The 22405-nt window shown below is 32.8% G+C and carries 24 protein-coding genes and 1 pseudogene; 22 read left to right on the top strand and 3 right to left on the bottom strand.

The window, feature by feature from the left end; genetic code table 11:
- Positions 1-11: 11 nt before the first annotated feature.
- The 4 genes and pseudogenes from KM800_RS00180 to KM800_RS15640 all read left to right on the top strand — a co-directional run.
- Positions 12-410 (top strand): cytidine deaminase, encoded by a 399-nt coding sequence (locus KM800_RS00180; protein WP_017751399.1) that lies wholly within the window; start codon positions 12-14, stop codon positions 408-410.
- A gap of 202 nt (positions 411-612) precedes the next feature.
- On the top strand, positions 613-1794 hold the full coding sequence (gene deoB, locus KM800_RS00175) for a phosphopentomutase (RefSeq protein ID WP_217811282.1): 1182 nt from the start codon (positions 613-615) through the stop codon (positions 1792-1794).
- Positions 1795-1807: 13 nt separating this feature from the next.
- The gene (locus KM800_RS00170) at positions 1808-3109 is read left to right on the top strand and encodes a pyrimidine-nucleoside phosphorylase (protein WP_217811281.1); all 1302 of its coding nucleotides are present in this window, start codon (positions 1808-1810) and stop codon (positions 3107-3109) included.
- Between the two features lie 4 nt (positions 3110-3113).
- Positions 3114-3239: pseudogene (locus KM800_RS15640) on the top strand (thiamine pyrophosphate-binding protein); the annotation flags it as partial.
- 33 nt (positions 3240-3272) lie between these two features.
- On the opposite strand, the gene KM800_RS00165 reads toward KM800_RS15640, so the two are convergent.
- Both KM800_RS00165 and KM800_RS00160 read right to left on the bottom strand, forming a co-directional pair.
- The gene (locus KM800_RS00165) at positions 3273-4448 is read right to left on the bottom strand and encodes an aminotransferase class I/II-fold pyridoxal phosphate-dependent enzyme (RefSeq protein ID WP_217811280.1); all 1176 of its coding nucleotides are present in this window, start codon (positions 4446-4448) and stop codon (positions 3273-3275) included.
- 52 nt (positions 4449-4500) lie between these two features.
- Complete coding sequence (locus KM800_RS00160) at positions 4501-4881, bottom strand: DUF1523 family protein (protein WP_217811279.1); 381 nt, start codon at positions 4879-4881, stop codon at positions 4501-4503.
- Positions 4882-5080: 199 nt separating this feature from the next.
- Here KM800_RS00160 and KM800_RS00155 point away from each other — a divergent pair, with 199 nt between their 5' ends.
- A complete protein-coding gene (locus KM800_RS00155) occupies positions 5081-7081 on the top strand; it encodes a methyl-accepting chemotaxis protein (protein ID WP_217811278.1) in 2001 nt (666 codons plus the stop codon).
- A gap of 40 nt (positions 7082-7121) precedes the next feature.
- Here KM800_RS00155 and budA read toward each other — a convergent pair whose 3' ends face one another.
- On the bottom strand, positions 7122-7838 hold the full coding sequence (budA, locus tag KM800_RS00150) for an acetolactate decarboxylase (protein WP_017751406.1): 717 nt from the start codon (positions 7836-7838) through the stop codon (positions 7122-7124).
- A 179-nt stretch (positions 7839-8017) separates the two neighbouring features.
- Here budA and KM800_RS00145 point away from each other — a divergent pair, with 179 nt between their 5' ends.
- The 17 genes from KM800_RS00145 (at position 8018) to KM800_RS00065 (ending at position 22077) form a co-directional block, all read left to right on the top strand.
- Positions 8018-8548, top strand: coding sequence for a VanZ family protein (locus KM800_RS00145; protein ID WP_419195450.1), 531 nt, complete (start codon positions 8018-8020; stop codon positions 8546-8548).
- Between the two features lie 310 nt (positions 8549-8858).
- Positions 8859-9536: a FadR/GntR family transcriptional regulator gene (locus KM800_RS00140; RefSeq protein WP_017751408.1), complete on the top strand. Its 678-nt coding sequence runs from the start codon at positions 8859-8861 to the stop codon at positions 9534-9536.
- Between the two features lie 291 nt (positions 9537-9827).
- Positions 9828-10583, top strand: a complete 756-nt coding sequence (locus tag KM800_RS00135; RefSeq protein ID WP_026093886.1) for an amino acid ABC transporter ATP-binding protein — start codon at positions 9828-9830, stop codon at positions 10581-10583.
- A gap of 28 nt (positions 10584-10611) precedes the next feature.
- Positions 10612-11472 carry a transporter substrate-binding domain-containing protein gene (locus KM800_RS00130; protein ID WP_017751410.1) on the top strand — a complete coding sequence of 287 codons (861 nt, stop codon included), beginning with the start codon at positions 10612-10614 and terminating at the stop codon, positions 11470-11472.
- 53 nt (positions 11473-11525) lie between these two features.
- Positions 11526-12248 carry an amino acid ABC transporter permease gene (locus tag KM800_RS00125; RefSeq protein WP_017751411.1) on the top strand — a complete coding sequence of 241 codons (723 nt, stop codon included), beginning with the start codon at positions 11526-11528 and terminating at the stop codon, positions 12246-12248.
- Between the two features lie 17 nt (positions 12249-12265).
- Positions 12266-12976 carry an amino acid ABC transporter permease gene (locus KM800_RS00120; protein ID WP_217811276.1) on the top strand — a complete coding sequence of 237 codons (711 nt, stop codon included), beginning with the start codon at positions 12266-12268 and terminating at the stop codon, positions 12974-12976.
- 15 nt (positions 12977-12991) lie between these two features.
- Complete coding sequence (locus KM800_RS00115) at positions 12992-14146, top strand: iron-containing alcohol dehydrogenase (protein ID WP_196007914.1); 1155 nt, start codon at positions 12992-12994, stop codon at positions 14144-14146.
- 30 nt (positions 14147-14176) lie between these two features.
- On the top strand, positions 14177-15454 hold the full coding sequence (locus tag KM800_RS00110; RefSeq protein ID WP_017751601.1) for an aspartate aminotransferase family protein: 1278 nt from the start codon (positions 14177-14179) through the stop codon (positions 15452-15454).
- A 14-nt stretch (positions 15455-15468) separates the two neighbouring features.
- The gene (locus tag KM800_RS00105) at positions 15469-16458 is read left to right on the top strand and encodes a C-terminal binding protein (RefSeq protein WP_217810722.1); all 990 of its coding nucleotides are present in this window, start codon (positions 15469-15471) and stop codon (positions 16456-16458) included.
- 14 nt (positions 16459-16472) lie between these two features.
- The gene (locus KM800_RS00100) at positions 16473-16844 is read left to right on the top strand and encodes a Rid family detoxifying hydrolase (protein WP_017751603.1); all 372 of its coding nucleotides are present in this window, start codon (positions 16473-16475) and stop codon (positions 16842-16844) included.
- 28 nt (positions 16845-16872) lie between these two features.
- The gene (locus tag KM800_RS00095) at positions 16873-17190 is read left to right on the top strand and encodes a (2Fe-2S)-binding protein (RefSeq protein ID WP_017751604.1); all 318 of its coding nucleotides are present in this window, start codon (positions 16873-16875) and stop codon (positions 17188-17190) included.
- A gap of 1 nt (position 17191) precedes the next feature.
- Positions 17192-18319: an NAD(P)/FAD-dependent oxidoreductase gene (locus tag KM800_RS00090; RefSeq protein ID WP_039658284.1), complete on the top strand. Its 1128-nt coding sequence runs from the start codon at positions 17192-17194 to the stop codon at positions 18317-18319.
- A 19-nt stretch (positions 18320-18338) separates the two neighbouring features.
- On the top strand, positions 18339-18836 hold the full coding sequence (locus KM800_RS00085) for a 4Fe-4S binding protein (RefSeq protein WP_242824637.1): 498 nt from the start codon (positions 18339-18341) through the stop codon (positions 18834-18836).
- Positions 18836-19120, top strand: coding sequence for a (2Fe-2S)-binding protein (locus KM800_RS00080; protein ID WP_017751607.1), 285 nt, complete (start codon positions 18836-18838; stop codon positions 19118-19120). Before KM800_RS00085 ends, KM800_RS00080 begins: the two co-directional genes overlap by 1 nt.
- Complete coding sequence (locus KM800_RS00075; RefSeq protein WP_217811275.1) at positions 19117-20307, top strand: NAD(P)/FAD-dependent oxidoreductase; 1191 nt, start codon at positions 19117-19119, stop codon at positions 20305-20307. The genes KM800_RS00080 and KM800_RS00075 overlap by 4 nt, the downstream gene beginning before the upstream one ends.
- Positions 20308-20340: 33 nt before the next feature.
- The gene (locus KM800_RS00070; RefSeq protein ID WP_330655433.1) at positions 20341-21120 is read left to right on the top strand and encodes an aspartate/glutamate racemase family protein; all 780 of its coding nucleotides are present in this window, start codon (positions 20341-20343) and stop codon (positions 21118-21120) included.
- 30 nt (positions 21121-21150) lie between these two features.
- A complete protein-coding gene (locus KM800_RS00065; protein WP_217811273.1) occupies positions 21151-22077 on the top strand; it encodes an AEC family transporter in 927 nt (308 codons plus the stop codon).
- The last annotated feature ends 328 nt before the right edge of the window (positions 22078-22405 follow it).

Here is a 22405-nt window from a genome sequence, read left to right as displayed (position 1 = left end):
GGAAGTTGTAATTGGATTATAGTAATTTGGTTTCCAAAGCTTTTGAGGGAAGAAAAAATGCTTATGCACCTTATTCAAATTTTAAAGTTGGAGCAGCGGTACTTACTGAAGATGGAAAGATATATACAGGATGCAATATAGAAAATGCATCATATGGTGCTACAAATTGTGCAGAGAGGACTGCCATATTTAAAGCAATATCAGAAGGACATAAAACTATAGAGGCAATTGCTATAGTTGGCGTAATAAATGACTATACTTATCCCTGTGGAATTTGCAGGCAGGTAATATCAGAGTTTGCATCAGATAATACAAAGATAATTCTAGGTAAGGGTAAAAATGAATATATAGTTAAAACCCTGGATGAAATTTTACCTGGAGCTTTTACTAAAAAAGACCTTGAAAAGTAAATACTATTGCTAAAAAGCATTCTTTTAGGTTATGAAGGAGTGCCTTTTTAGCATATAAAAGTTTTGAACAAAAATGTAAAGTGTATCCATTGGAATTGTTTCAGGAGCAGTGTATGGATTAAAACTATTATATGTACTTACAGCAACTATTGTGGGTTTAATAGTATAATTGATATATAAATAGATGAAAGAAGGGATTCAAGTGAAAGCATTTAATAGAATACACATTATAGTAATGGATTCTGTAGGAATTGGAGAAGCACCTGATTCAAACAAATTTGATGACTTTGGTGTGAATACATTGGCACATATAGCTGAGAAAAATAATGGACTGAAAATGCCCAATATGGCAGCATTAGGATTGTCCAATATATATAAAATAAAGGGAGTAGAAAAAGCTGAATCTCCAAAGGCATATTTTACAAAGATGCAGGAAGCTTCTCGAGGTAAGGATACAATGACAGGACACTGGGAGATGATGGGATTATATATTGACAAACCTTTCCGCGTATTTCCAGAAGGCTTTCCCCAGGAACTAATTGAAAAGATACAGGATTTCTCTGGAAGAAAAGTTATGGGAAACAAACCTGCCAGTGGTACTGAAATTATAAAGGAACTTGGTGAAAGACAGCTAGAAACAGGAGAACTTATTGTATATACTTCAGCAGACTCTGTACTTCAAATTGCAGCCAATGAGGAGATAATATCACTGGATGAACTGTATAAAATATGCAAATATTGCCGAAGCATAACACTGGATGAACCTTATAAGCTTGGAAGAATCATTGCCAGACCTTTTGTAGGAAAAACTGCACAAAGTTTCAAGAGAACTTCAAATCGCCACGACTATGCTTTGAAGCCTTTTGGAAAAACTGTAATGGACTATTTAAAAGAGAGTAATCTGGATTCTATTGCAATAGGGAAAATTTCAGATATATTTGATGGAGAAGGTGTTACAAGGGCAATCAGAACTAAATCAAATATGGATGGCATGGATAAGTTAGTAAAACTGCTTGGTGAAGAGTTTCATGGACTTAGTTTTACAAATTTGGTTGAATTTGATTCATCCTATGGTCACAGACGTGATCCAATCGGGTATGGAAATGCACTGGAGGACTTTGACAAAAGACTGCCGGAAGTTTTTGAAAAAATGAGAGAAGAGGATCTACTTTTAATTACTGCAGACCACGGTAATGACCCAACTTACAGGGGAACGGATCATACTAGGGAATATGTGCCTTTGCTTGCATACTCAAAGAGATTTAAAATTGGAAGGGATTTGGGAATAAGGAAGACATTTTCCGATATTGGTGCAACAGTTGCAGATAATTTTAATGTGAAAATGCCAAAGTACGGTGAAAGTTTTCTGCAAAAACTAATATGAGAGGATGATAAAAATGAGAATGGTGGACATAATTTCAAAAAAGCGTGATGGAAAAGAGATAAGTACAGAGGAAATCAACTTTTTTATAGAAGGATATACTAAAGGAACAATTCATGATTATCAGGCAAGCGCCATGGCAATGGCAATATATTTTCAGGATATGAGTGATCGTGAAAGAGCTGATCTTACAATGGCTATGGTAAACTCTGGAGAAACTATTGATTTATCATCCATTGATGGAATAAAGGTAGATAAACACTCAACAGGTGGAGTAGGAGATACTACAACACTTGTACTTGCACCGCTTGTCGCATCTTTAGGTGTTCCTGTAGCTAAAATGTCCGGACGTGGCTTGGGGCATACTGGGGGAACTATTGACAAGCTGGAGTCAATTAGTGGATTCCATGTAGAAATTACAAAAGATGAGTTTATAAAATTAGTTAATGAAGATAAGGTAGCAGTTATGGGTCAGACGGGAAATTTAACTCCTGCAGACAAAAAGCTATATGCACTTCGTGATGTAACAGGAAGTGTAAATTCAATAGCACTTATAGCAAGCTCCATAATGAGTAAAAAGATAGCCGCAGGAGCTGATGCCATAGTTCTAGATGTAAAGACGGGTACTGGAGCTTTCATGAAAACTGAAAAAGATGCTGAAAGACTGGCCCATGCAATGGTTAAAATAGGGAATGATGTAGGAAGAAATACCATGGCCATAATTTCTGACATGTCTCAGCCCCTTGGATTTGCAGTAGGAAATGCACTTGAAGTAAAAGAGGCGATTGATACATTAAAGGGAAATGGACCTGAAGATTTGACAGAGCTTGTTCTAGCACTTGGGAGTCAGATGGTTGTACTGGCTAAAGGTGCAGAGACTCTTGCAGAAGCCAGAAAAAAGCTTATAGAGTCAATAAAAAGTGGAAGTGCAATTAAAAAGTTTAAATTGTTTGTTAAAAATCAAGGGGGAGATCCTTCTATTGCAGATGATACTGATAAATTGCCCCAGGCAAAATACAAAATTGACGTACCTTCCAAAGAGAGCGGATTTATATCAAATATTGCAGCTGATGAAATTGGAATTGCAGCGATGCTTCTAGGTGCAGGAAGGGCTACAAAGGAAGACAAAATAGACTTGGCTGTAGGACTTATAATGCATAAAAAAGTTGGAGACAAGGTAGAGGCGGGAGATCCTATTGTAACTATCTATTCAAACCGGGAAGATGTAAAAGATGTAAGAGCAAAAATCTATGACAACATTTCAATAAGCAATAAAGTTGAAAAGCCTGTGCTAATTCATAAAATAATTACAGAATAAATTATTGAAATATCAGGTTAGTTTAACTACGGCACAACTTTTAGTTAAATGTTTAGAAGTAGAAGGTGTAGATTATATTTTTGGAATACCAGGAGAGGAAAATTTAGATATTATAAATAACATAGGGAATGGGTATAGATTTGTGTAAAAAGGCAGAAGAATTTTAACTTCTGCCTTTTTTAAGTATGCCACTTTTTTCTATATTATGTATGGCTTTCTTTATACTATCTTCATTTTGTACAAGGGCAAAACGAACAAAACCTTCACCACGTTCCCCAAAACTGCTGCCTGGAACTACAATAACACCTGTCTTCTCCATGAGATCAAATGTAAATTCAAGAGAAGAGTCATATTTTGACGGTATGGCAGCCCATACAAACATACTTCCTCCAGTATTGTCAATATGCCATCCTATTTTTGACAGTCCCTCGACAAGAAGATCCCTTCTTTTTCTATAGGTTTCCTTTACAAATCCAACATAGTCCTGAGGACCATTTAAAGCTGCAATGGCAGCCTTTTGAAATGGAATGAACATTCCATAGTCAATATGGGATTTCAATATTTTAAGTTGATTTATAATGTCCTTGTTTCCAACAGCAAATGCAATTCTGCATCCTGGTATACTATAGGTTTTTGAAAGAGAGTTGAACTCAATTCCAATATCAATGGCTCCGGGTATGGATAAAAAGCTTCCACCTTCACTTCCGTCAAATACAAGTTCACTATAGGCATTGTCATGAAGTACCATTATATTGTATTTCTTTGCAAATGCAACAAGCTTTACATAGAAATCTCTAGGAGCTGAAGCTGCTGTTGGATTGTTGGGGTAGGAAACTACCATAAGTTTTGCCATTTTTGCAGTTTTTTCATCTATTGAATCAAAATCAACAAGATAGTTGTTCTCTTTTAACAGTGGCATTTTAACTATTTTTGCACCGGCAAGATAGGGCCCTATAGTAAAAATAGGATAGCCTGGATCAGGTGTAAGTACTACATCCCCAGGATTTACAAGTGAAAGAGACAATTCTGCAAAACCACTTTGAGACCCAAGCAGAGATAATATTTCATCATCTTCAAGATTTACTTTGTAACGCCTTAAATACCAGTTCTTCACTGAGTTTATAAGCTCCTGTGAATCATTTATAGCATATACATAGTTTTCAATTTTTTTTGATTCTTCAACTATTGTATCCACAATATGAGGTGCCGGAGGTATATCCGGAGTACCTATGCTGAAGTCGATTATTTCTCTTCCCTGTGAAAGAAGCTTGTCTTTTTTATAGCTCAGCTGAGAGAATATAGCTGAAGTAAGCTGGTTCATTTTACTGGAAAAAATCAATTTTAAAACCTCCTTAATTATGATATATATATTATATCACTAAGAAAGTTTTCTATTGCCATTGGTTATATGGTTTCACAGCCTGGACTTTGACTATGTTTTCATAGGATGATAGTAGAGGTATTCTAAGACCATATGCTCTTATCTTATACTTTCTGTTGATTCTGAGTCCCCCGTATATGTCCTGGGAATTAAATTTTAATTCTGGTAGGCTGTTTATATTTTTAAATACCCTTACTGTGCCATTGTCCATTTGAGTATATATCAAGTATATAGTTTTGTTCTTCGATTTCTTTTCTATTTGTTTACTTGAAATTATTACGGTATAAGTATTTCTGAAAAAATGTGGAATAAGTGATATTACAACTGGTATTATAATGCCACAAACTACTGCTGCAATAATTTTATATTTTAATGACTTGTGTTTTCTCATGAATTATCCCTCTTGCAAATCAATTAGTCTATTATATATTTATTAAATTATTGCAGAGATTATTACACATAATTAAAAAAATACTTAAAAATTTATAAGGTTTTTTAATATTATGATGTTATATTATGTTTTAACATGTTTAGAATCTTATAAAAACTTCGATATATAAAATAATATATTTAAAATTGGAGGGACTTGTATGAAAAGCATAAAAAATAGAATAACCTTTTCAATGTTATCTTTGATAATAATATTACTGTTATGTTCGCTTATTGGAGCCTATTTTATATCTAGAAATATACTTGTTAGGCAATATGAATATAACATGTCTCTGTCATCTCAGAAATATTCTGAAATTGTCAATGGATGGCTGGATAAACAAACTACCATATTTAACGGTATTGTCACAAATATGTATGATAATAATATAGTAGGTGACAATAAAAAATCACTTGAGTACTTTAAAGAAAAACTTAAATCAAATCCTAATATTTCAGATTTGTATATGGGACTTCCTAACAGGACCATTTTAGATGGATCAGGTTGGATACCTCCATCAGATTTTGATCCTACAACAAGGCAGTGGTATAAAGATGCAATAGCTAAAAATGGTTACTCATATGTGGCATATTATGACATGGTCACCAAGAAGATGGTGGTGTCAATATCAGTACCTGTAGTAAAGAATGGAAAAACAATAGGCGTAGTATCTGAGGATATAAAGATGAACTCTATTGTAGATATAATAGATAAAGCAAAGCCATTGAAAAACAGCTATGGATACCTAATTGATGATAATGGGAATGTTCTTGTACATCCAAGCAAGGATTTAAGTGCTAAAGGGGACAAACTTAAAAATATAAATGACTTTATGCAGGGCAAGTATAAATCTATTGTAAATATACAGAATAAACTGGCTGATATAAAGGATTATGATGGAATAAATAAGTATTTTTCATCTTCCAAAATAAAGATATCCAATTGGACAGTAGGATTTGCAGTACCTAAAAGCGAATTTACAAAAGATCTTCACTCCCTTGTAATTATGGGAATTGCCATTCTAGCTGTCTGTATAGCAGCAGCTGTTGTAGTTTCAAGGCATATGGCAGTAAATATATCACGTCCTATAGACAACATAAGATACGTTATAGGTGAATTAGGAAAGCTGAATTTTAAATATGACAGGGAAAAATTAGATGAGGCAATTAAAAATAAAGACGAGGTAGGGTCTATAGCAGAAGATGTAAAAGTATTATCTGGATCACTTGTTGCTGCAGTTAATGATATAAGGTGCAGTTCCGATAATATCTTTGAGTATTCTTCTAATGTTTCACAGGCATTAAATGAAACTTCAAAATCCATAGAAAATGTATCAAAAACTACAGAGGAAATGGCAAAGGGATCAATAGTTCAGGCAAATGAAGCTCAACAAGGTACAGAAAAGTTAAATGATCTATCACTTAAGATAAATAATGTATCAGACAAGGCAAAACAAGTAAAGGATAATTTTTATAATACGAGAGAAATCAATAACAATGGAATAAAGGCTGTAAAGGTGCTAAATTTGAAATTAAAGGACAATAGCAGGGCAATTAATGAAATGTCAACAAGTATGAAAAATCTATCGCAAAAATCTAAATCTATTGATAAAATAGTGTATACTATAGAAAAAATATCACAACAGACAAACCTTCTTGCATTAAATGCAGCCATTGAAGCTGCAAGGGCAGGAGAAGCAGGAAAGGGATTTTCAGTAGTTGCAGATCAAGTAAAAATACTGTCAGAACAGACAGGACAATCAGTAGGAGAGATATCAACAGTAATAGAGGAAATACAAAAGGAAATAGAAACTGCTATAGAGAGTTCACATAATTCAAGTGAAATTAATGATGCAGCAAATGAAAGTATGGAACAATCAAACAGGGCATTCAACATGATTGGACAATCCATAAATGATGTTATTTCTGATATGGAAATTCTCGTTGAAAAGATAAATGAAGTGGATTCAAATAAAGATTCGGTTATAAATGCTATAGAGAATATATCTTCCATATCGGAAGAGTCATCAGCAGGAAATGAAGAACTGGCAGCTTCCGTTCAGGAACAGAACAGCTCAATAGAAAGTATAAATGAAAATATGAAAAAACTTAAGGATATTTCAGATGGACTTAATAAGATAGTGAACAAATTTAATTTATAATCGAAAATAAGAAACCAGAAGTGTTTAAACTCCTGGTTTCTTATTTTTCAACTTCTTTTATATCGCTGCTTCTATCCTTAACTTCCAAGTTATAGAAATTCGTATTTTCAGGAAGTTCCATTCTAAAACAGGAACAATTTTGTACAAATGCTTCTGCATTTGCTATTGAAAGTTCACTTATATGGCCTCCAACTTTTTTATCCTTGCTTACAAAATGAAAATGATATCCGGGTACATTAAGCCCTTCAACGAATTCGGGGCATCTGAACCCAACTATATAGCCTTCTATATTATTGTATTCAAATACAGGTTGATTTTTGACGGCATCAGCCATCGGCCTATATGGTATTTCCTGTTTTGTTACAGTCCTGGTTTTTATATAGTTGAATCTACCTTTTATATAAAAAGCATAAAATAGATTTTTACTTTTTATGAAACTGTCAAATTTTTGTTGAATATCATGATATGAAGTACAATTAGAGATATTGTATATATTGTATTTTTCAAATTCAGTAATAACAGCAAATGGAACAGATACATTTTCGGAACATGTATAAATACTTCCATCAGGCCTTGTTCTATAAAAAATACCGTCTAACAGAGTCAGCTCACCATCCAAACCTTTAAAGGTCCCTATTCCAAAATTTCCTTTTTGAAGAAGTTTGTTTAGTGTAACACATCCATCATACAATCCTGAAACCAATGCATTTATGGTGGATATTTGATATATATGATTTGGCACATTTAACTCGTCCATTGCACTCACCTCAAAATAATTATATCATAGCAATTTTTTAGTTTCCATATTGAAATTAAGAATATAAAGCTGTATTAATATTATAATGTTAAATAAATTGTAATATATTTGTTATATAGTTTGTTATAATAGAATGTATGCTGTTGACAATTATACTATATTTTCAAGAGGGTGATATTATCAAGAAGATTGTTTTGATTTTAATTTGTATTGTCTGGATGGGAATTTTGTTTTATAACTCATCAAATAACGGACAAGTATCTAATGAAAAAAGTCATACCATTTTAAATGATTTGAGAAATATAAATAAGAAGAATATTCAGAAGAATAATGATAAATCCATAAGTAGTGCCAACAGTGAAAAAACAAAAGTATCTCTAAAAAAGAAAATAAAAGAAGTTTTCAAAGTCCCTAACAACAGGCAGGAGAAACTAAATATGTTTATAAGAAAAAATGCCCATGCCTTTGAATACTTTGTACTTGCTATTTTAGTCGCAATTGCAATGTTTGCCTTCCACTTAAAAGGAAGACGGGCTATTGTATATATAATGTTCATATGCCTTTTGTATGCAGTTACAGATGAATTTCATCAGGCATTTGTTCCAGGAAGAACATCACTTGTAAGTGATGTAATCATAGATTTTTCAGGAAGTATAATTGGAATTATTGTGTTTTATACAGCCTATTATAAATTATTAAAAAAGAGCTAGACAAATTGGGAACGGTACACAAGTTTTCAGCAATAAAAGGGAAAAATATATTAATTTCAATATTTAAAGACCCGGAATCTTTTAAAGTTTCGGGTAAAATGTTTTTTATAGAGTAAAAATAGTTCAGTTACAGAAATATTAATTATGTATAGATAATAATTTTTGTTTATATTGACTTTGAATAAAAATATGAATAAAATAAAATAAAAGTGTATATGTTCAGGATGTAAATGATGAGTGGGTTATTATATAATAATTGGTACTACCGGTAATACCGGATGTATACTTTAAAGTATTGGAGGTGGGATTTATGAACAAATTTTTATATAATACTATCGTTGAGGATTTAGAACTTAAAATCAAACAGGGAGAATTAACTGATGGTGCAAGATTACCTTCAGAAAGATTAATGGCTGAAAAATATAATGTTAGCCGTAATGTAGTTAGAGAAGCTTTTAAAGTAATGAGCGAAAAAGGATTAGTTGAAATATATACAGGTAGAGGAGCTTATATATCTATTCCCAAGGAAGATGTAATAAGTACCAAGTTAAGGGAAGCTATAAGCATCAGCAAATCAAACTTTTACGAGATTTTGGAAGTAAGGAAAATGCTGGAGGAGGCTGTTGCTAGAAAAGTTGTTAAAGTTGCTACTGAACAGAATATAAGAGATCTAGAAGAAATTTATAATAGATTAGAATTGTCAATTAAAGATACAGTAAAGTTTGAAAAAGAAGATATTAATTTTCATATAGAGTTGGCAAAATGTACAGGAAATTCAACTTTAGGATTGCTTATAGATACATTTAATAAAATTTCAGGTGAAAAACTATATAAACTGCATTATGTATATCCAGATAGGGCAGAAAAAGCTCAAAAAGAACATAAAGCAATGATTGAAGCTATAAGAGATAGAGATGAAAAGAAAATAATAAAAGCTGTAGATTCTCATATAAATTGTCTTGCTTTAGAAATGGAAATGTTAAAATAATACTTAAAAATCAAATAATATAATCTAAATTTATAAAAATACAAGAACACTGAATAGGTGCCTTGTATTTTTTTGTTTAAATAAATTTTATAATGTACCACTTGCCATAAGTATTGCTTAATCTATTATTGCACAGTATAAATTATAAAAAAATAAAAAAATAAATAAAAATATTGACAATTATATAATAGATGTTATAATTATTATTAAATTAGTAATTGGTACTACCGGTTATACCAATTTTAATTTAATAGTGTTTATTTAGTTTAGGGGGGAATATGTATGAGTTATATGATACAACTTCACGATATTCATAAATCTTTTGGAAAAAACCAGATATTAAAAGGAATCGATATGAATATAAAAAAAGGTGAAATTATAGTAATACTTGGCCCAAGTGGTTCTGGAAAGACAACTCTGCTTAGATGTATTAATTTTTTAGAAAAAGCCGATTCTGGAAGTGTAATGGTAGATGATTTTAAAGTGAATTGCAGCGAGGCATCTAAAAAAGATATAAGAAAGCTAAGAAGTAAGACGGCAATGGTTTTTCAATTATATAATTTATTCAGAAATAGGACAATACTTGAAAATGTTATGGAAGGTTTAGTGGTTGTAAAAAAGATTCCCAAGTCTGAGGCAAGAAAAAGAAGTATAGAGTTACTGGAGAGTATTGGATTAGGTGATAGGTTGGATAATTACCCTGCACAGGTTTCAGGTGGACAACAACAGAGAGCTGGAATAGCAAGGGCCTTAATATTAAATCCTGAAGTAATATTGTTTGATGAACCAACTTCAGCACTTGATCCTGAAATGGTTGGAGAAGTATTGAATACAATAAAAAAAGTTGCGGATACAGGCATTACCATGGTAGTTGTAACACATGAGATATCTTTTGCAAGGGATGTCGCCACACGTGTAGTGTTTATGGAAAATGGAGTTGTAGTGGAGGAGGGATTACCTGCAAAAATATTTAACAATCCTAGAGAATTAAGGACAAAACAATTTTTGTCAAGGATTATGAATGAAGAACAAAAATCGGTATTGTAAAGACAGTATATTTTGGAGGAGGAATATTATGAAAAAAATATTTAATGTATTAATTAGTGTAGTAATAATATCTACAATTTTCTTGTCGGGCTGTGGAAAATCCAATTCAAAAAACAATTCTACCAAAGGTACTGCGGATAATCCTAAAACTGTTGAAATTGCTATATTGACTGGAATGGCACCTTATACTTATGCAGATAATAATGGAAAGTTTCAAGGGTATGATTATGAACTTTTGACTATGATTGATCAAATGCTGCCTCAATACAAATTCCATTATAATGCAGTTGAACCAGATGCAGCTGCGGCAGCTATTCAGGCAGGTACTTATGCACTTTCTGCATCGGCACATTTCGTAACACCAGCAAGAAAGAAAAATTTTATTTTATCAAATCCAGAATCATATTACCCGGTAAACTTAATATCCCGCAAGAAAGATAGTTTTACTAAATTTGAAGATTTAAATGGGAAAACACTAGTTCCCAATCCACCTAACGATGGATTATATGTAGTGTTACATGACCTTGCAAAAAAATATCCTAATGTCAAATTCAATCAGGAAGAAGTTTCAAACTATATACCATATGCAGATGGCATGCGTGGAGTATTGAATGGAAGGTGGGACGTTTGGTTTGGAGGAGATACGATGTTCTACGATATTATTAAAAAAGAACCTATGGATCTTTTTTGCTCGAAACCTATATATACTGCTCCTTGCGTAATGGTAATGAATAAGAACTATACTGATTTAAGGAATCAAATCAATGAGTGTTTGGTAAAGCTGTATAAAGAAGGGAAATTGTCTGATTTATCTAAAAAATGGTTAAACAAGGATGTTTGGGATATTGCAAAACAGACTGGTGCTTTAGATGATGTATATAAAAAATAGTTGATTTCCTGTTGTAAAATTGAATAAACATCCTTAATAAGGAGGCGTATTTTGTGAAACAAATAGAATTTATGATTGATAAATTACCAACTATATTAAGTGCGTTACCAGTTACTTTAAAAATATTGGGATTTTCAGTTGGAATTGCCTTTGTTTTGGGAATGATATTAACATATGCTAAAGTATGCGAAAATAAAATTATAAGAACTATAGCCAGTATATATATATCATTCATGAGAGGTACTCCAATGATTGTTCAGCTGCTGTTGGCATTTATCGGTATTCCATTGATTTTAAGCAACTTGCAAATAAATACTTCAAATTGGAATAATATACTTTATGCAATAATTGCTTTTAGCATGAATGAGGCAGCATTCTTTGCTGAAATATTCCGTTCAGCATATCTAGATATAGACAAAGGGCAAATAGAAGCAGGAAAAAGTATTGGAATGACAAAATTCCAAATATTCAGGAGAATAATATTTCCACAATCTGCAGCCAAGGCCCTTCCAAACACAACCAATATGATTATTGAGCTTATGAAGAATACATCTCTTGGAATAGCCATAGGTGTAGCAGATGTAATGGGAATGGCAAAGCAAATTTCATATAATAACTATGGTATTGGCCAAACGGAAACTTTTATAGCAGCAGGGATTATATATTGGATAATGGGATCTATAATGTTTGCAATTTCACACAATGTGACTTTGAGGCTTAACAGATGCAATGATTCTAGTTTGATTATTGAAAAAGCAAGTTATACTACACAATAAAGGAGGTGCTAGTAGTTATGGACCTAGATTTGGGATATATGATGGAGTGTATAAAACCCATAATATCCAAGTTTTCAATTACCATGTACATGACTTTGGCTGCTACAATATTAGCTTTGGTATTCGGTGTGATATTTGCCATTATAATTCAGAAAAACATATTTTTCTTGTCCAAGTTAGTGCATTTTGTAAATTCATTTTTAAAGGGTATTCCAGTATTGGTCATACTGTATATTTTATATTATTCAATGCCTTCACTGTTACAACCTTTGGCAAGTTCCATTGGTTTTAACTATGATGTAAAAGATCCACCTAAATTGATATATGGAATCTTTGCATTTGGAATAACTTATATTCCATATATGTGTGACATGATAATATCAGCATACAATACTATACCCAAGGGACAAATTGAAGCTTGTGATTCCATAGGATTTACAACATTTCAGGCTATGAAAAGAGTAATAGTCCCGCAGATGGTAGTTATATGCGTACCTATCTTTGGAAATAATTTTGTAAATATACTGAAAGCCACATCATTAGCTTATATGGTTAGTATCATTGAAATGATGGGAGCTGCAAAGAATTATGCGACTGGAACGCAAAGATTTATGGAAACTTATATAGTTGCAGCATTGATATATTGGATTGTCTGTATAGGATTTGACAGTTTGTTTGCTGTAATTGAAGGTAATACTGGTAAATATAGAAGAACGATAGCACAATAGACGAGGTGATATATAATGAAATTTTCATTTGATGTACCTACAAAAATTATTTTTGGAGTTAATTCGTCACTGGAAATAGATAAATTATTGGATAAATTAAGTTTAAAAAAAGTATTTGTAGTCGCTGGTAGATTTTTTAGTAAAACAACGTATTTTGAAAAAATAGTGTCTGATTTGAAAGAAAAGAATTTTAATGTAACTGTATTTAAAGATATTGCTCCGGAGCCTACAATACAAAAAGTAGATGAAGCTGCTAAAGTGTTGAAAAATAGTAATTGTGATGTAGTTATTGCAGTTGGTGGTGGAAGTACTATTGATATTTGCAAAGCAATGTGTATGCTCCAAAATAACGAGGGATCTATAAGAGAGTATTTGTTTGGTGGGAGTAAAAGCGTAGAAAACGAGTCATTACCCTTAATTGCTGTTCCAACTACAGCAGGAAGTGGTAGTGAAGTGACTGGGGCAAGTGTAGTATCAGACGAAGATAACAATATAAAGTTATCAGTAACTGATTCAAGTTTAATACCTAAATTTGCAGTTTTGGATCCCATCATACAATTAGACATGCCTCAGTTAATAACAGCAAGTACTGGAATTGATGCATTGACTCATGCTATAGAAGCATATGTATCTAAGAATGCATCGATAATAAGTGATTCATATGCAGAAAAGGCAATTCAACTTATAGGGGAAAATATTTATACGGCAGCATTTACTCCTCATAATATAGAAGCAAGAAGTAAAATGGCTGTAGCCAGTACATTAGCTGCAATAGCTTTTGTAAATGCAGGACTTGGAGCAGTTCATGGGATTTCACAGGCAATGGGTGGAGTAGCCCATGTACCGCATGGTATTGCCAATGCTATGTTACTTCCACCCGTTATTAAAAAAAATATGCTTGGTAATTTAAAAAAGTTCAATAAAATAGCTGAATTGCTAGGTGAAAAAGTTCAAGGGCTGACTGATAGGGAAGGGGCATTAAAGTGCACTAAAAGAATAAAGGAAATAAGTTCGGATTTAAAAATACCTGGTAAATTATTAGAAGTTAATGTAAAACGAGATATGTTTTCAAAAATAGTAGAAGGAACTATGGATTATAGAATGCTATCTCTAAATCCAGTCAAATTGGAAGAAAAAGATATATATGAAATATTGGAAGAATTAATGTGAGAATATTAAAAATATTAGGAGGAATTATAAATGAAATTTGAAAGCTATAAAAAATATTTAAGTCCAGCTCTAGCTAAAGCTACAGATTTAATAATGGAAAGTGGCAAAGGATGCTATATGACAGATATTAATGGCGATAAGTATCTAGATTTTGTACAGGGTATTGCAGTAAATGCATTAGGACATTGTCACCCTAAGGTTGTGGAAGCTGTTATAGGACAAACAAAAAAGTTGATGAATGCTTCATTTAATTTGGTTAATTTCCCGACTACATTGGAATTATCCAGAAGATTATCGGAAGTAACACCAGGAAATTTAAATTCGGTATTTTTTTCAAATGGAGGGGCAGAGGCAACTGATGGAGCTTTGAAATTAGCCAAGGCATATACTAAAAGGCCAGCAATAATAGCTTTTAAAGGATCTTTCCATGGAAGGACCATAGGCGCTACGACTGTTACTGCATCTAATTCCAAATATAGAAAATACTATGAACCAATGATGGGTGGAGTTTATTTTTCCACTTATCCTTCCAAGGATCTGTGCCCTAAAGGTTTTGACGAAAAACAGAGGACAGAATACTGTTTAGACGAATTAGATAGTTTGTTTAAATATATTATAGCTCCGGAAATGGTTGCAGCAATCATAATGGAACCAGTGCAAGGTGAAGGAGGATATGTAGTACCTGCCAAAGAGTTTGTACAAGGCGTTAGGGATATGTGCACCAAATATGGAATTCTGCTCATATTTGATGAAATACAATCTGGATATGGGAGAACTGGAAAAATGTTTGCAGGGGAAAACTTCGATGTAGTCCCAGATATTATGACTGTTGGAAAGGCAATAGCCGGAGGCCTTCCAATGAGTGCAGTAATATCTACAGAAGAGATAATGTCAGAATGGCATGCAGGAATGCACGGAACTACATTTGGTGGAAATCCAGTATGTGCCGCAGCTGCACTTGCAGTATTAGACGAGTACAAGGAAACTAACATACTGGAAAATGTTCATCAAATGGGAGCATATTTGAAAGAAAAATTAGAGGCCCTTAAAGGAAAATACAGCTGCATATCTGATATCAGGGGAATTGGATTGATGGTAGCTATAGAATTTTCTCACGAGGATGGTACACCTGCAGGAGATGTGTTTGCAGAAGTCAGGGATGAATGTTTTAAAAATAAATTATTGACTTTGGCATGTGGTGTCTATGGTAATGGACTTAGATTTGCTACACCTTTAAATGTTACTAAAAAAGAAATAGATGAAGGTATAGAAATTATAGATAAAGTATTGAATAAAGTTTGGAAATAATAGGAGGGCAAATGATGAATAAGAAAAGAGTGCTTTATTATAATATTGACGATAATTTGGATTATGAGAATTCTCTGTTGAAAGAATGGAAAATTGATAATCTGGAACTTGTGGAAATCAAAGATAAAGAAGAAAAAAAGTCTTTTGTTGAATATGCCTATGATTTTGATGGAGTAGTAGTGGAGTATCAACAAATTACTGAAGATATTATAAATAGTCTGCCAAACTTGAAAATAGTTACACTTCAGAGTATTGGGTACAATAATGTAGATATTGATGCAGCTACTAGAAAAGGTGTATGTGTTACTAATATTCCTGGATTTTGTACGGAAGAAGTTGCACTGCATACAGTCGGAATGATTATTGACTTGGTAAGAAAAATAACATTTTTAGACCGTTCGGTGAGAAAGGGAAAATGGGACCCTCTGTATGGATACAAAACTTATAGATTGACAGGAAAAACAGTAGGCTTGTATTTTTTCGGCAGTATTCCTAAAGCCATGACACCTGTTCTTAAAGCATTAGGATTGAATGTATTGGCATATGCTCCTACAAAGACAAAAGAATATTTGATGGAATATGGGGTAGAAAAAATTGATACTTTTGAGGAATTGCTTACAAGATCGGATTTTGTATCACTTCATTGTCCTCTTATGGAATCAACAAATCACTTGATCTCAGAAAAAGAACTTGATCTAATGAAAAGCAGTGCTTATCTTATAAATACTGCCAGAGGTAAGGTGGTAGATGAAAAGGCATTGGTGGAAGCTCTGAAATCCGGAAAAATAAAAGGAGCTGCAGTAGATGTAATTGAGGATGAAGAGACAGAACAAAGTGAATTATTTAAACTGGAAAACACAATTATTACTCCACATGCAGCATTTATATCAGAAGACTCATTTTATCAAGGAAGAAATATGGCGTTAAAACAATTGGTATTGAGATTATCCAAAAGTAAAAATCCAGAATATTTAGTGAATAAAGATTTAAAAATTAAATTATAAGGGGTGTTTGATTTATGAAAAAAGAGATAAGTATTGATGAATGTGCACTAGCAAAGGGGCCGTATGTACAGGGATTAATTTATAATGGCATGATTTATGCTTCACAAATCGGCATAGATAAAAATGGAAAATTGGCAGAGGGAGGCATTAAGCAGCAAACTAAACAGATTATGGACAATTTTAAATTGATTTTGGAATCACAGGGTTCAAGCATGGATAAAGTTGTTCAATGTAATATTTATATTGTAAATATGGAGGATGCTCAATTTATGAATAAGGTATATAGTGAATACTTTACAAAACCATATCCATCACGTTGCTGTGTACAGGTAGCTGGAATGTCAGACGGGGCTTTAGTTGAAATGTCCTTGGTTGCAGCATTGTAAAATTTATTAGAAAGGGCAGGTTTTTAATATGTGTTTAAGAGTAGATAATCATGTTATATTGGACGTTAATAAAGATTTGAAAATAGTTGAAATATTTGTAGATGGAAAATCAATAAAGGCAAAGGACGGAGAACCCATACTTGCGGCATTGCTTGCAAATAATATTATCATAAATAGATATACATTAAAACGCAGGGAACCAAGGGGACTATTCTGTGGAATTGGGCAGTGTACGGATTGTGCAATGATTGTAGATGGAGTACCTAACGTGAGAACTTGTATAACCCCAGTAAAAGAAGGCATGGTAATAGAAACTCAACATGGATTGGGAAAGGAGAAAATTTAATATGTTAGAGAAAGAGATTGTAATAATAGGAGCAGGACCTGCCGGATTATCTGCAAGTATTGAAGCATCCAGGGCAGGGGCTAAGGTTTTGATTGTAGATTCAAATATAAAACCTGGTGGTCAGCTTTTTAAACAGATACACAAGTTCTTTGGATCTTCTGCACATAAATCAGGTACGCGGGGTATCAATATTGGAAAAGATCTTGTTAGTCAAGCAGAAGAAAATGGAGTAGAAATCTGGCTCAGAAGTACTGTTATAGGACTCTTTCCAGGAAACAAAGTAGGAATAGAAAGGGGAGGGGACAATGAAAAGAAAGAATTAATTACCATTAAAGCTGGGAAAATAATAATTGCAACTGGTGCTTCTGAAAATGCAGTTAGATTCAAAGGTTGGACTAAACCTGGAGTTATGGGGGCTGGGGCGGCACAAACCATGGTAAACGTCAATTATGTAAGGCCTGGGAATAAAGTAGTTATGGTTGGAAGTGGAAATGTTGGATTAATTGTATCTTATCAGCTTATGCAGGCAGGTTGTGAAGTTGCAGCTCTCGTTGAGGCTGCTCCTAAAATAGGTGGATATGCTGTACATGCAGCCAAAATTAGAAGAGCCGGTGTTCCAATATATGTTAAACATACTATAACTGAAGTTAGAGGAAAAGATAGAGTTGAGGAAGTTATAATTTCCGAAGTAAATGAAAAGTTTGAGCCTATTCATGGAACTGAAAAATCCATTAAAGCTGATGTAGTTGCAATTGGAGCAGGATTGAAGCCATCCATTGAGCTTGCAAGATTATTAAATTGTGAACTTACATTTAATCCTGTATTTGGAGGAAATATACCTATACACAATAAAGATATGGAGACATCCAATGAAGGCGTATATATAGCAGGAGATGTAACTGGTGTAGAAGAAGCAAATACTGCCCTTGAAGAGGGACGTATTGCCGGCATTTCAGCAGCAAATAAATTAGGTTATATTGATGATGATACAGCTAATATCAACAAAGAAGAAATTTGGAAAAGATTAAAGGGTCTAAGACTTGGACCTTTTGGAGAAAGACGACTTGCTGCAAAGAAGCAGATTTTGGATGAATATGAAACCAGGATTGGAAAAACCATTTGTAAATAAAATTATGGAGGTAAAAAATATGTTGATTAATACAGGATATTTAGAATATGAAGAATTGAAGTCCATTCAAAAATTGCCTGATGACAAACAGTACAGTAAAGGACCTATAGCTGTTATAGAATGTGTACAGCAAATACCTTGTAATCCATGTGAATCATCTTGTCCAAAGGGAGCCATACAAATAGGGAAGCCTATAATAAATCTGCCAAATATAAATTTCGGAAAATGCGTGGGATGTGGACAGTGTATAGCAAAATGTCCTGGAATGGCCATATTTGTAATTGATAAATCCTATTCAGATGTTAATGCAAAAGTTTCATTTCCATATGAATACTATCCAATACCTGAAATAAATAGTTGTGTAAAAGCTGTAGATAGGAAAGGCGATATTGTTTGTGATGGAAAGGTAGTTAAAGTATTAAGTCCTGAATCTTTTGATCATACTTGTGTAATTACTGTGGAAATACCAAAAAAGTTTGCCGATGAAGTTAGAAGTATAAAGAGGGAGGGATTTTAATGAATAAAGATTTTACTGATGATATGCTTGTTTGTCGTTGTGAAGAAGTTACTTTGGGAGAAATCAAGATGGCTATAAGGCAGGGGGCAAGGGATGTAACTGGTGTAAAGCGACGTGTCCGTGCAGGTATGGGACTGTGTCAGGGAAGGACTTGTGAAAAACTAGTTCAGCAGATTTTGTGCAGTGAACTTGGTATTACAGTCAAAGAGGCAGGGAGTTCAACTGCAAGACCGCCTATAAGACCAATATCTTTTGGAGAACTTGCAAAGGGGGATGTAGAATGAAAAATATATTTGATGTAACTGTAATTGGAGCTGGTGCAATAGGTACAAGTGTTGCATATCATTTAGCTGAAAAAGGATTTAGTGTGGCTATAATTGACAAGGGTGACATAGCACATGGATCATCAAGTCACTGTGATGCTGTTGCTTTGATTTGTGATAAGAAACCGGGAATTGATACAAAAATGGGAGCGGCAAGTATTGCTCATTATAAGGAATTGTCGGAAAAATTCACTTATGATTTTGAGTTTGATCAGAAGGGGTGTCTTTACGTTTGTGAAACTGAATCAGAGTATGAAGCAGCATCCAGTTACGTAAAAAAACAACAAAAGGATGGCTATGAAATGTCAATGGTCGATTCTAAGACCCTTCAGGAAATGGAACCATATTTGGCAAAAGACTTAATTGGAGGAATATGGACTCCAGGAGATGCCGCAATGAGTCCTTATAAAGTATGTTTTGCATTTATTGAAGAAGGTAAAAAGTTTGGATTGAATGTATTTACATACTGTAATATTAAGGAAATAAAGCTGGGGAACAATAATCAAGTTGAAAAAATTATCACTGATAAAGGAGATATATTAACTAAGAAAATAATTAATTGTGCAGGGGTATGGGCACCTGTAATTGGTGATATGATAGGAATTGATATTCCTATACAGCCAAGAAAGGGTATGAATCTGGTATCAGAGCAGACCAAGAAGATCGTTTTTCACAAGATATTGGAGTTCGGTTACATGATGAGTAAATTTGAAGATATAAATTTCAAGAGAAACGTAAGCCACCTTGTTGAAGAATATAACGTAGCATTTAATATTGAGTATACACATGCGGACAATATACTGCTGGGGGGATATAGAGGATTCAGAGGGTTTGACAATCGTTCCGAAATTGAGGCTATGAAGGCTATAGCTGAAAGAGGCATGAGATTTTTCCCTTGTTTAAAGGATGTAAATTGTATAAGAAGCTATGCCGGGGTGAGACCTTTTGTAGAAGATCATCTTCCTATAGTATCAGATGTAGATGAAGTTCCCGGTTTTTATATAGCTGCAGGCCATGAAGGGGACGGAATTTGTCTATCACCTATTACAGGAAAATTGATGGCTCAAATGGCAGCTGGCGAAGATACGGATTTTGATATAAGTCAGTTGAATTTTGAAAGGTTTAAAAGTCAGGCGTTGTCTAGATAGGTTATATAATACTTTAGAATGGAGTGGATATTAGTGAATAGAGAAAGAGTATATGGATACGTATCTCCAGCAAATCCCTGTCACAAGGTTAAGATGTTAAAAGGGCAGAATATATCAGGCTATCCTATTGGAATATTGTATATTGAGGATGTGTGGTATCCAATGATACCAGGAAATATTGTAAATGGCTATACTTTTGACTTCCCTGTTAGATTAAAAGCTGTAGAAGGTCTGGATGTTCCAAAACTTTTCAGGGCGGAAAAAGATATTTTAGAAGATATTATAAAGGCAGGAAGAGAATTGGAAAAAGAAGGTGTAAGAGCTATTAGCGCAGCTTGTGGATTTTTTGGAAACTTTCAAAAGGAACTGGCAGAATCATTGAATGTACCTGTAGGACTTTCAAGTTTGATACAAATACCATGGATTTCTACTATTATAAAGCCAAGTCAAAAGATATGTGTCTTAACTGCAGATAAGTCATCATTGACAGAAAAGCTACTTAAGAATTGTGGAGCTGTTGACATGGAACAGTTAATTATTAATGATATGAGACATGAAGCTGAATTCTCATGTATTTTAGAAGGAAGAGGGGAATTTGACAATAGTATTGTAGAAAGGGAAATACTTTCTAAAGTATCAGAAATTATGGAGGAAAATTCAAACGTTGGTGCTATATTGCTGGAATGCAGTGATATGCCACCTTATGCGGCAGCAATACAAAAAAAATCACGATTGCCGGTTTTTGATTTTACCACACTAATAAAATGGCTGCATAACAGTGTTACTCAAAGGCCATATGATGGTTTTATATAAGTATAATTATTATGAAGGGAAATATACAATATGATACTAAATTCATTGTTTATGATCTTTGCTAAGGTAGTCTTAATGGTTTTATTTGGATTCATGTTGAAAAAAACTAATACAATAAACAGTGAATTTCAGAAAGGGCTATCTAATTTTTTATTAAAAGCCATATTGCCTGTAAGTATTTTGTCATCATCATCTAATACATTCTCCAAACAATTATCTAAAGGCCTTTTAAGTACTGCAGCAATATGTTTGATATATTATATTTCTACACTAATACTGTCACATATTATTACAAAAGTATTTAAGATTAACAGTTCAACTAGAAAAATATTTATTACAATGTCTGTATTTGCAAATGTTGGGTTTATAGGATTTCCACTGGCTGAACAGTTATATGGTGATAATGGAGTACTGTACACTGTAGTATATAATATGTTTTATCAAATATTTCTTTTTACCTATGGAATTAATTTATTAAGCAATGATAAAAAATTTAATCTGATTTCAATATTTAAGAGTCCAGTTTCATTAGCATCATTTATGGCTATTATAATATATTTATCTCCTTATAGATTTCCCAAATTTATAAGTGAATCAATATCTATGGTTGGAGGAATGATGGTTCCATTATCTATGATAATAATCGGATGTACATTAGTTGAAATGAAACCAATAGAAATGTTAAAAGACAAGTATTGTTATCTTGTATCATTTTTAAGACTAATTTTATTTCCGCTAATTGTAATTATGCTATTGAGATTATCGGGTATTAGAGGTGAAGTTGCGGTAGTAATTGTTATTTTAAGCAGTTTACCATCAGGATCTTTAAATGTTATATTAGCTGAACAGTATAATTGTAATCCTAAATATGCAGCTAGGACAGTTATTGAAACTATGACTTTTATGATATTTACACTGCCATTTATGATATTTATATCAATAAAATTATTAACTTAAAATATTAATTTTATTCTAAAAGTAATTCATTATTTAATAAATGTGTAATTCTAATGCAAGTAAATCATTTTTAAATTTCAATCATTTTAATAAGTTGAATAATTTGCAGATGTACAAAAACATTTCTGTTTATAAATTCTAATAAAAATAATTTTACGTTATATCAAAACGTTAAAATATGCGGATAAAATATTTTAAAATAATTCAGAAAAATAAAATAAGTGAATAATGATAATAAATTATCTTCCTTTAATAAAAGATTAAAGAAATAAATATTTCATATATTATATTAAAAAATATTATTTGAAATATTTGTTTCTCAATTTTG

The sequence above is a fragment of the Clostridium tyrobutyricum genome (assembly GCF_019144085.1).
Lineage (GTDB): Bacteria > Bacillota > Clostridia > Clostridiales > Clostridiaceae > Clostridium_B > Clostridium_B tyrobutyricum_A.
This window is presented reverse-complemented; position numbering and strand designations above follow the sequence as displayed.

What these genes read in the sequence shown, in the direction of transcription:
- KM800_RS00065 (WP_217811273.1), top strand. Translation starts at nt 21,151, where the DNA reads ATGATACTAAATTCATTGTTTATGATCTTTGCTAAGGTAGTCTTAATG.
- KM800_RS00090 (WP_039658284.1), top strand. Translation starts at nt 17,192, where the DNA reads ATGTTAGAGAAAGAGATTGTAATAATAGGAGCAGGACCTGCCGGATTA.
- KM800_RS00080 (WP_017751607.1), top strand. Translation starts at nt 18,836, where the DNA reads ATGAATAAAGATTTTACTGATGATATGCTTGTTTGTCGTTGTGAAGAA.
- KM800_RS00170 (WP_217811281.1), top strand. Translation starts at nt 1,808, where the DNA reads ATGAGAATGGTGGACATAATTTCAAAAAAGCGTGATGGAAAAGAGATA.
- KM800_RS00130 (WP_017751410.1), top strand. Translation starts at nt 10,612, where the DNA reads ATGAAAAAAATATTTAATGTATTAATTAGTGTAGTAATAATATCTACA.
- KM800_RS00095 (WP_017751604.1), top strand. Translation starts at nt 16,873, where the DNA reads ATGTGTTTAAGAGTAGATAATCATGTTATATTGGACGTTAATAAAGAT.
- KM800_RS00100 (WP_017751603.1), top strand. Translation starts at nt 16,473, where the DNA reads ATGAAAAAAGAGATAAGTATTGATGAATGTGCACTAGCAAAGGGGCCG.
- KM800_RS00085 (WP_242824637.1), top strand. Translation starts at nt 18,339, where the DNA reads ATGTTGATTAATACAGGATATTTAGAATATGAAGAATTGAAGTCCATT.
- KM800_RS00105 (WP_217810722.1), top strand. Translation starts at nt 15,469, where the DNA reads ATGAATAAGAAAAGAGTGCTTTATTATAATATTGACGATAATTTGGAT.
- KM800_RS00115 (WP_196007914.1), top strand. Translation starts at nt 12,992, where the DNA reads ATGAAATTTTCATTTGATGTACCTACAAAAATTATTTTTGGAGTTAAT.
- KM800_RS00155 (WP_217811278.1), top strand. Translation starts at nt 5,081, where the DNA reads ATGAAAAGCATAAAAAATAGAATAACCTTTTCAATGTTATCTTTGATA.
- KM800_RS00160 (WP_217811279.1), bottom strand. Translation starts at nt 4,881, where the DNA reads ATGAGAAAACACAAGTCATTAAAATATAAAATTATTGCAGCAGTAGTT.
- KM800_RS00140 (WP_017751408.1), top strand. Translation starts at nt 8,859, where the DNA reads ATGAACAAATTTTTATATAATACTATCGTTGAGGATTTAGAACTTAAA.
- budA (WP_017751406.1), bottom strand. Translation starts at nt 7,838, where the DNA reads ATGGACGAGTTAAATGTGCCAAATCATATATATCAAATATCCACCATA.
- KM800_RS00075 (WP_217811275.1), top strand. Translation starts at nt 19,117, where the DNA reads ATGAAAAATATATTTGATGTAACTGTAATTGGAGCTGGTGCAATAGGT.
- KM800_RS00120 (WP_217811276.1), top strand. Translation starts at nt 12,266, where the DNA reads ATGGACCTAGATTTGGGATATATGATGGAGTGTATAAAACCCATAATA.
- KM800_RS00135 (WP_026093886.1), top strand. Translation starts at nt 9,828, where the DNA reads ATGATACAACTTCACGATATTCATAAATCTTTTGGAAAAAACCAGATA.
- KM800_RS00110 (WP_017751601.1), top strand. Translation starts at nt 14,177, where the DNA reads ATGAAATTTGAAAGCTATAAAAAATATTTAAGTCCAGCTCTAGCTAAA.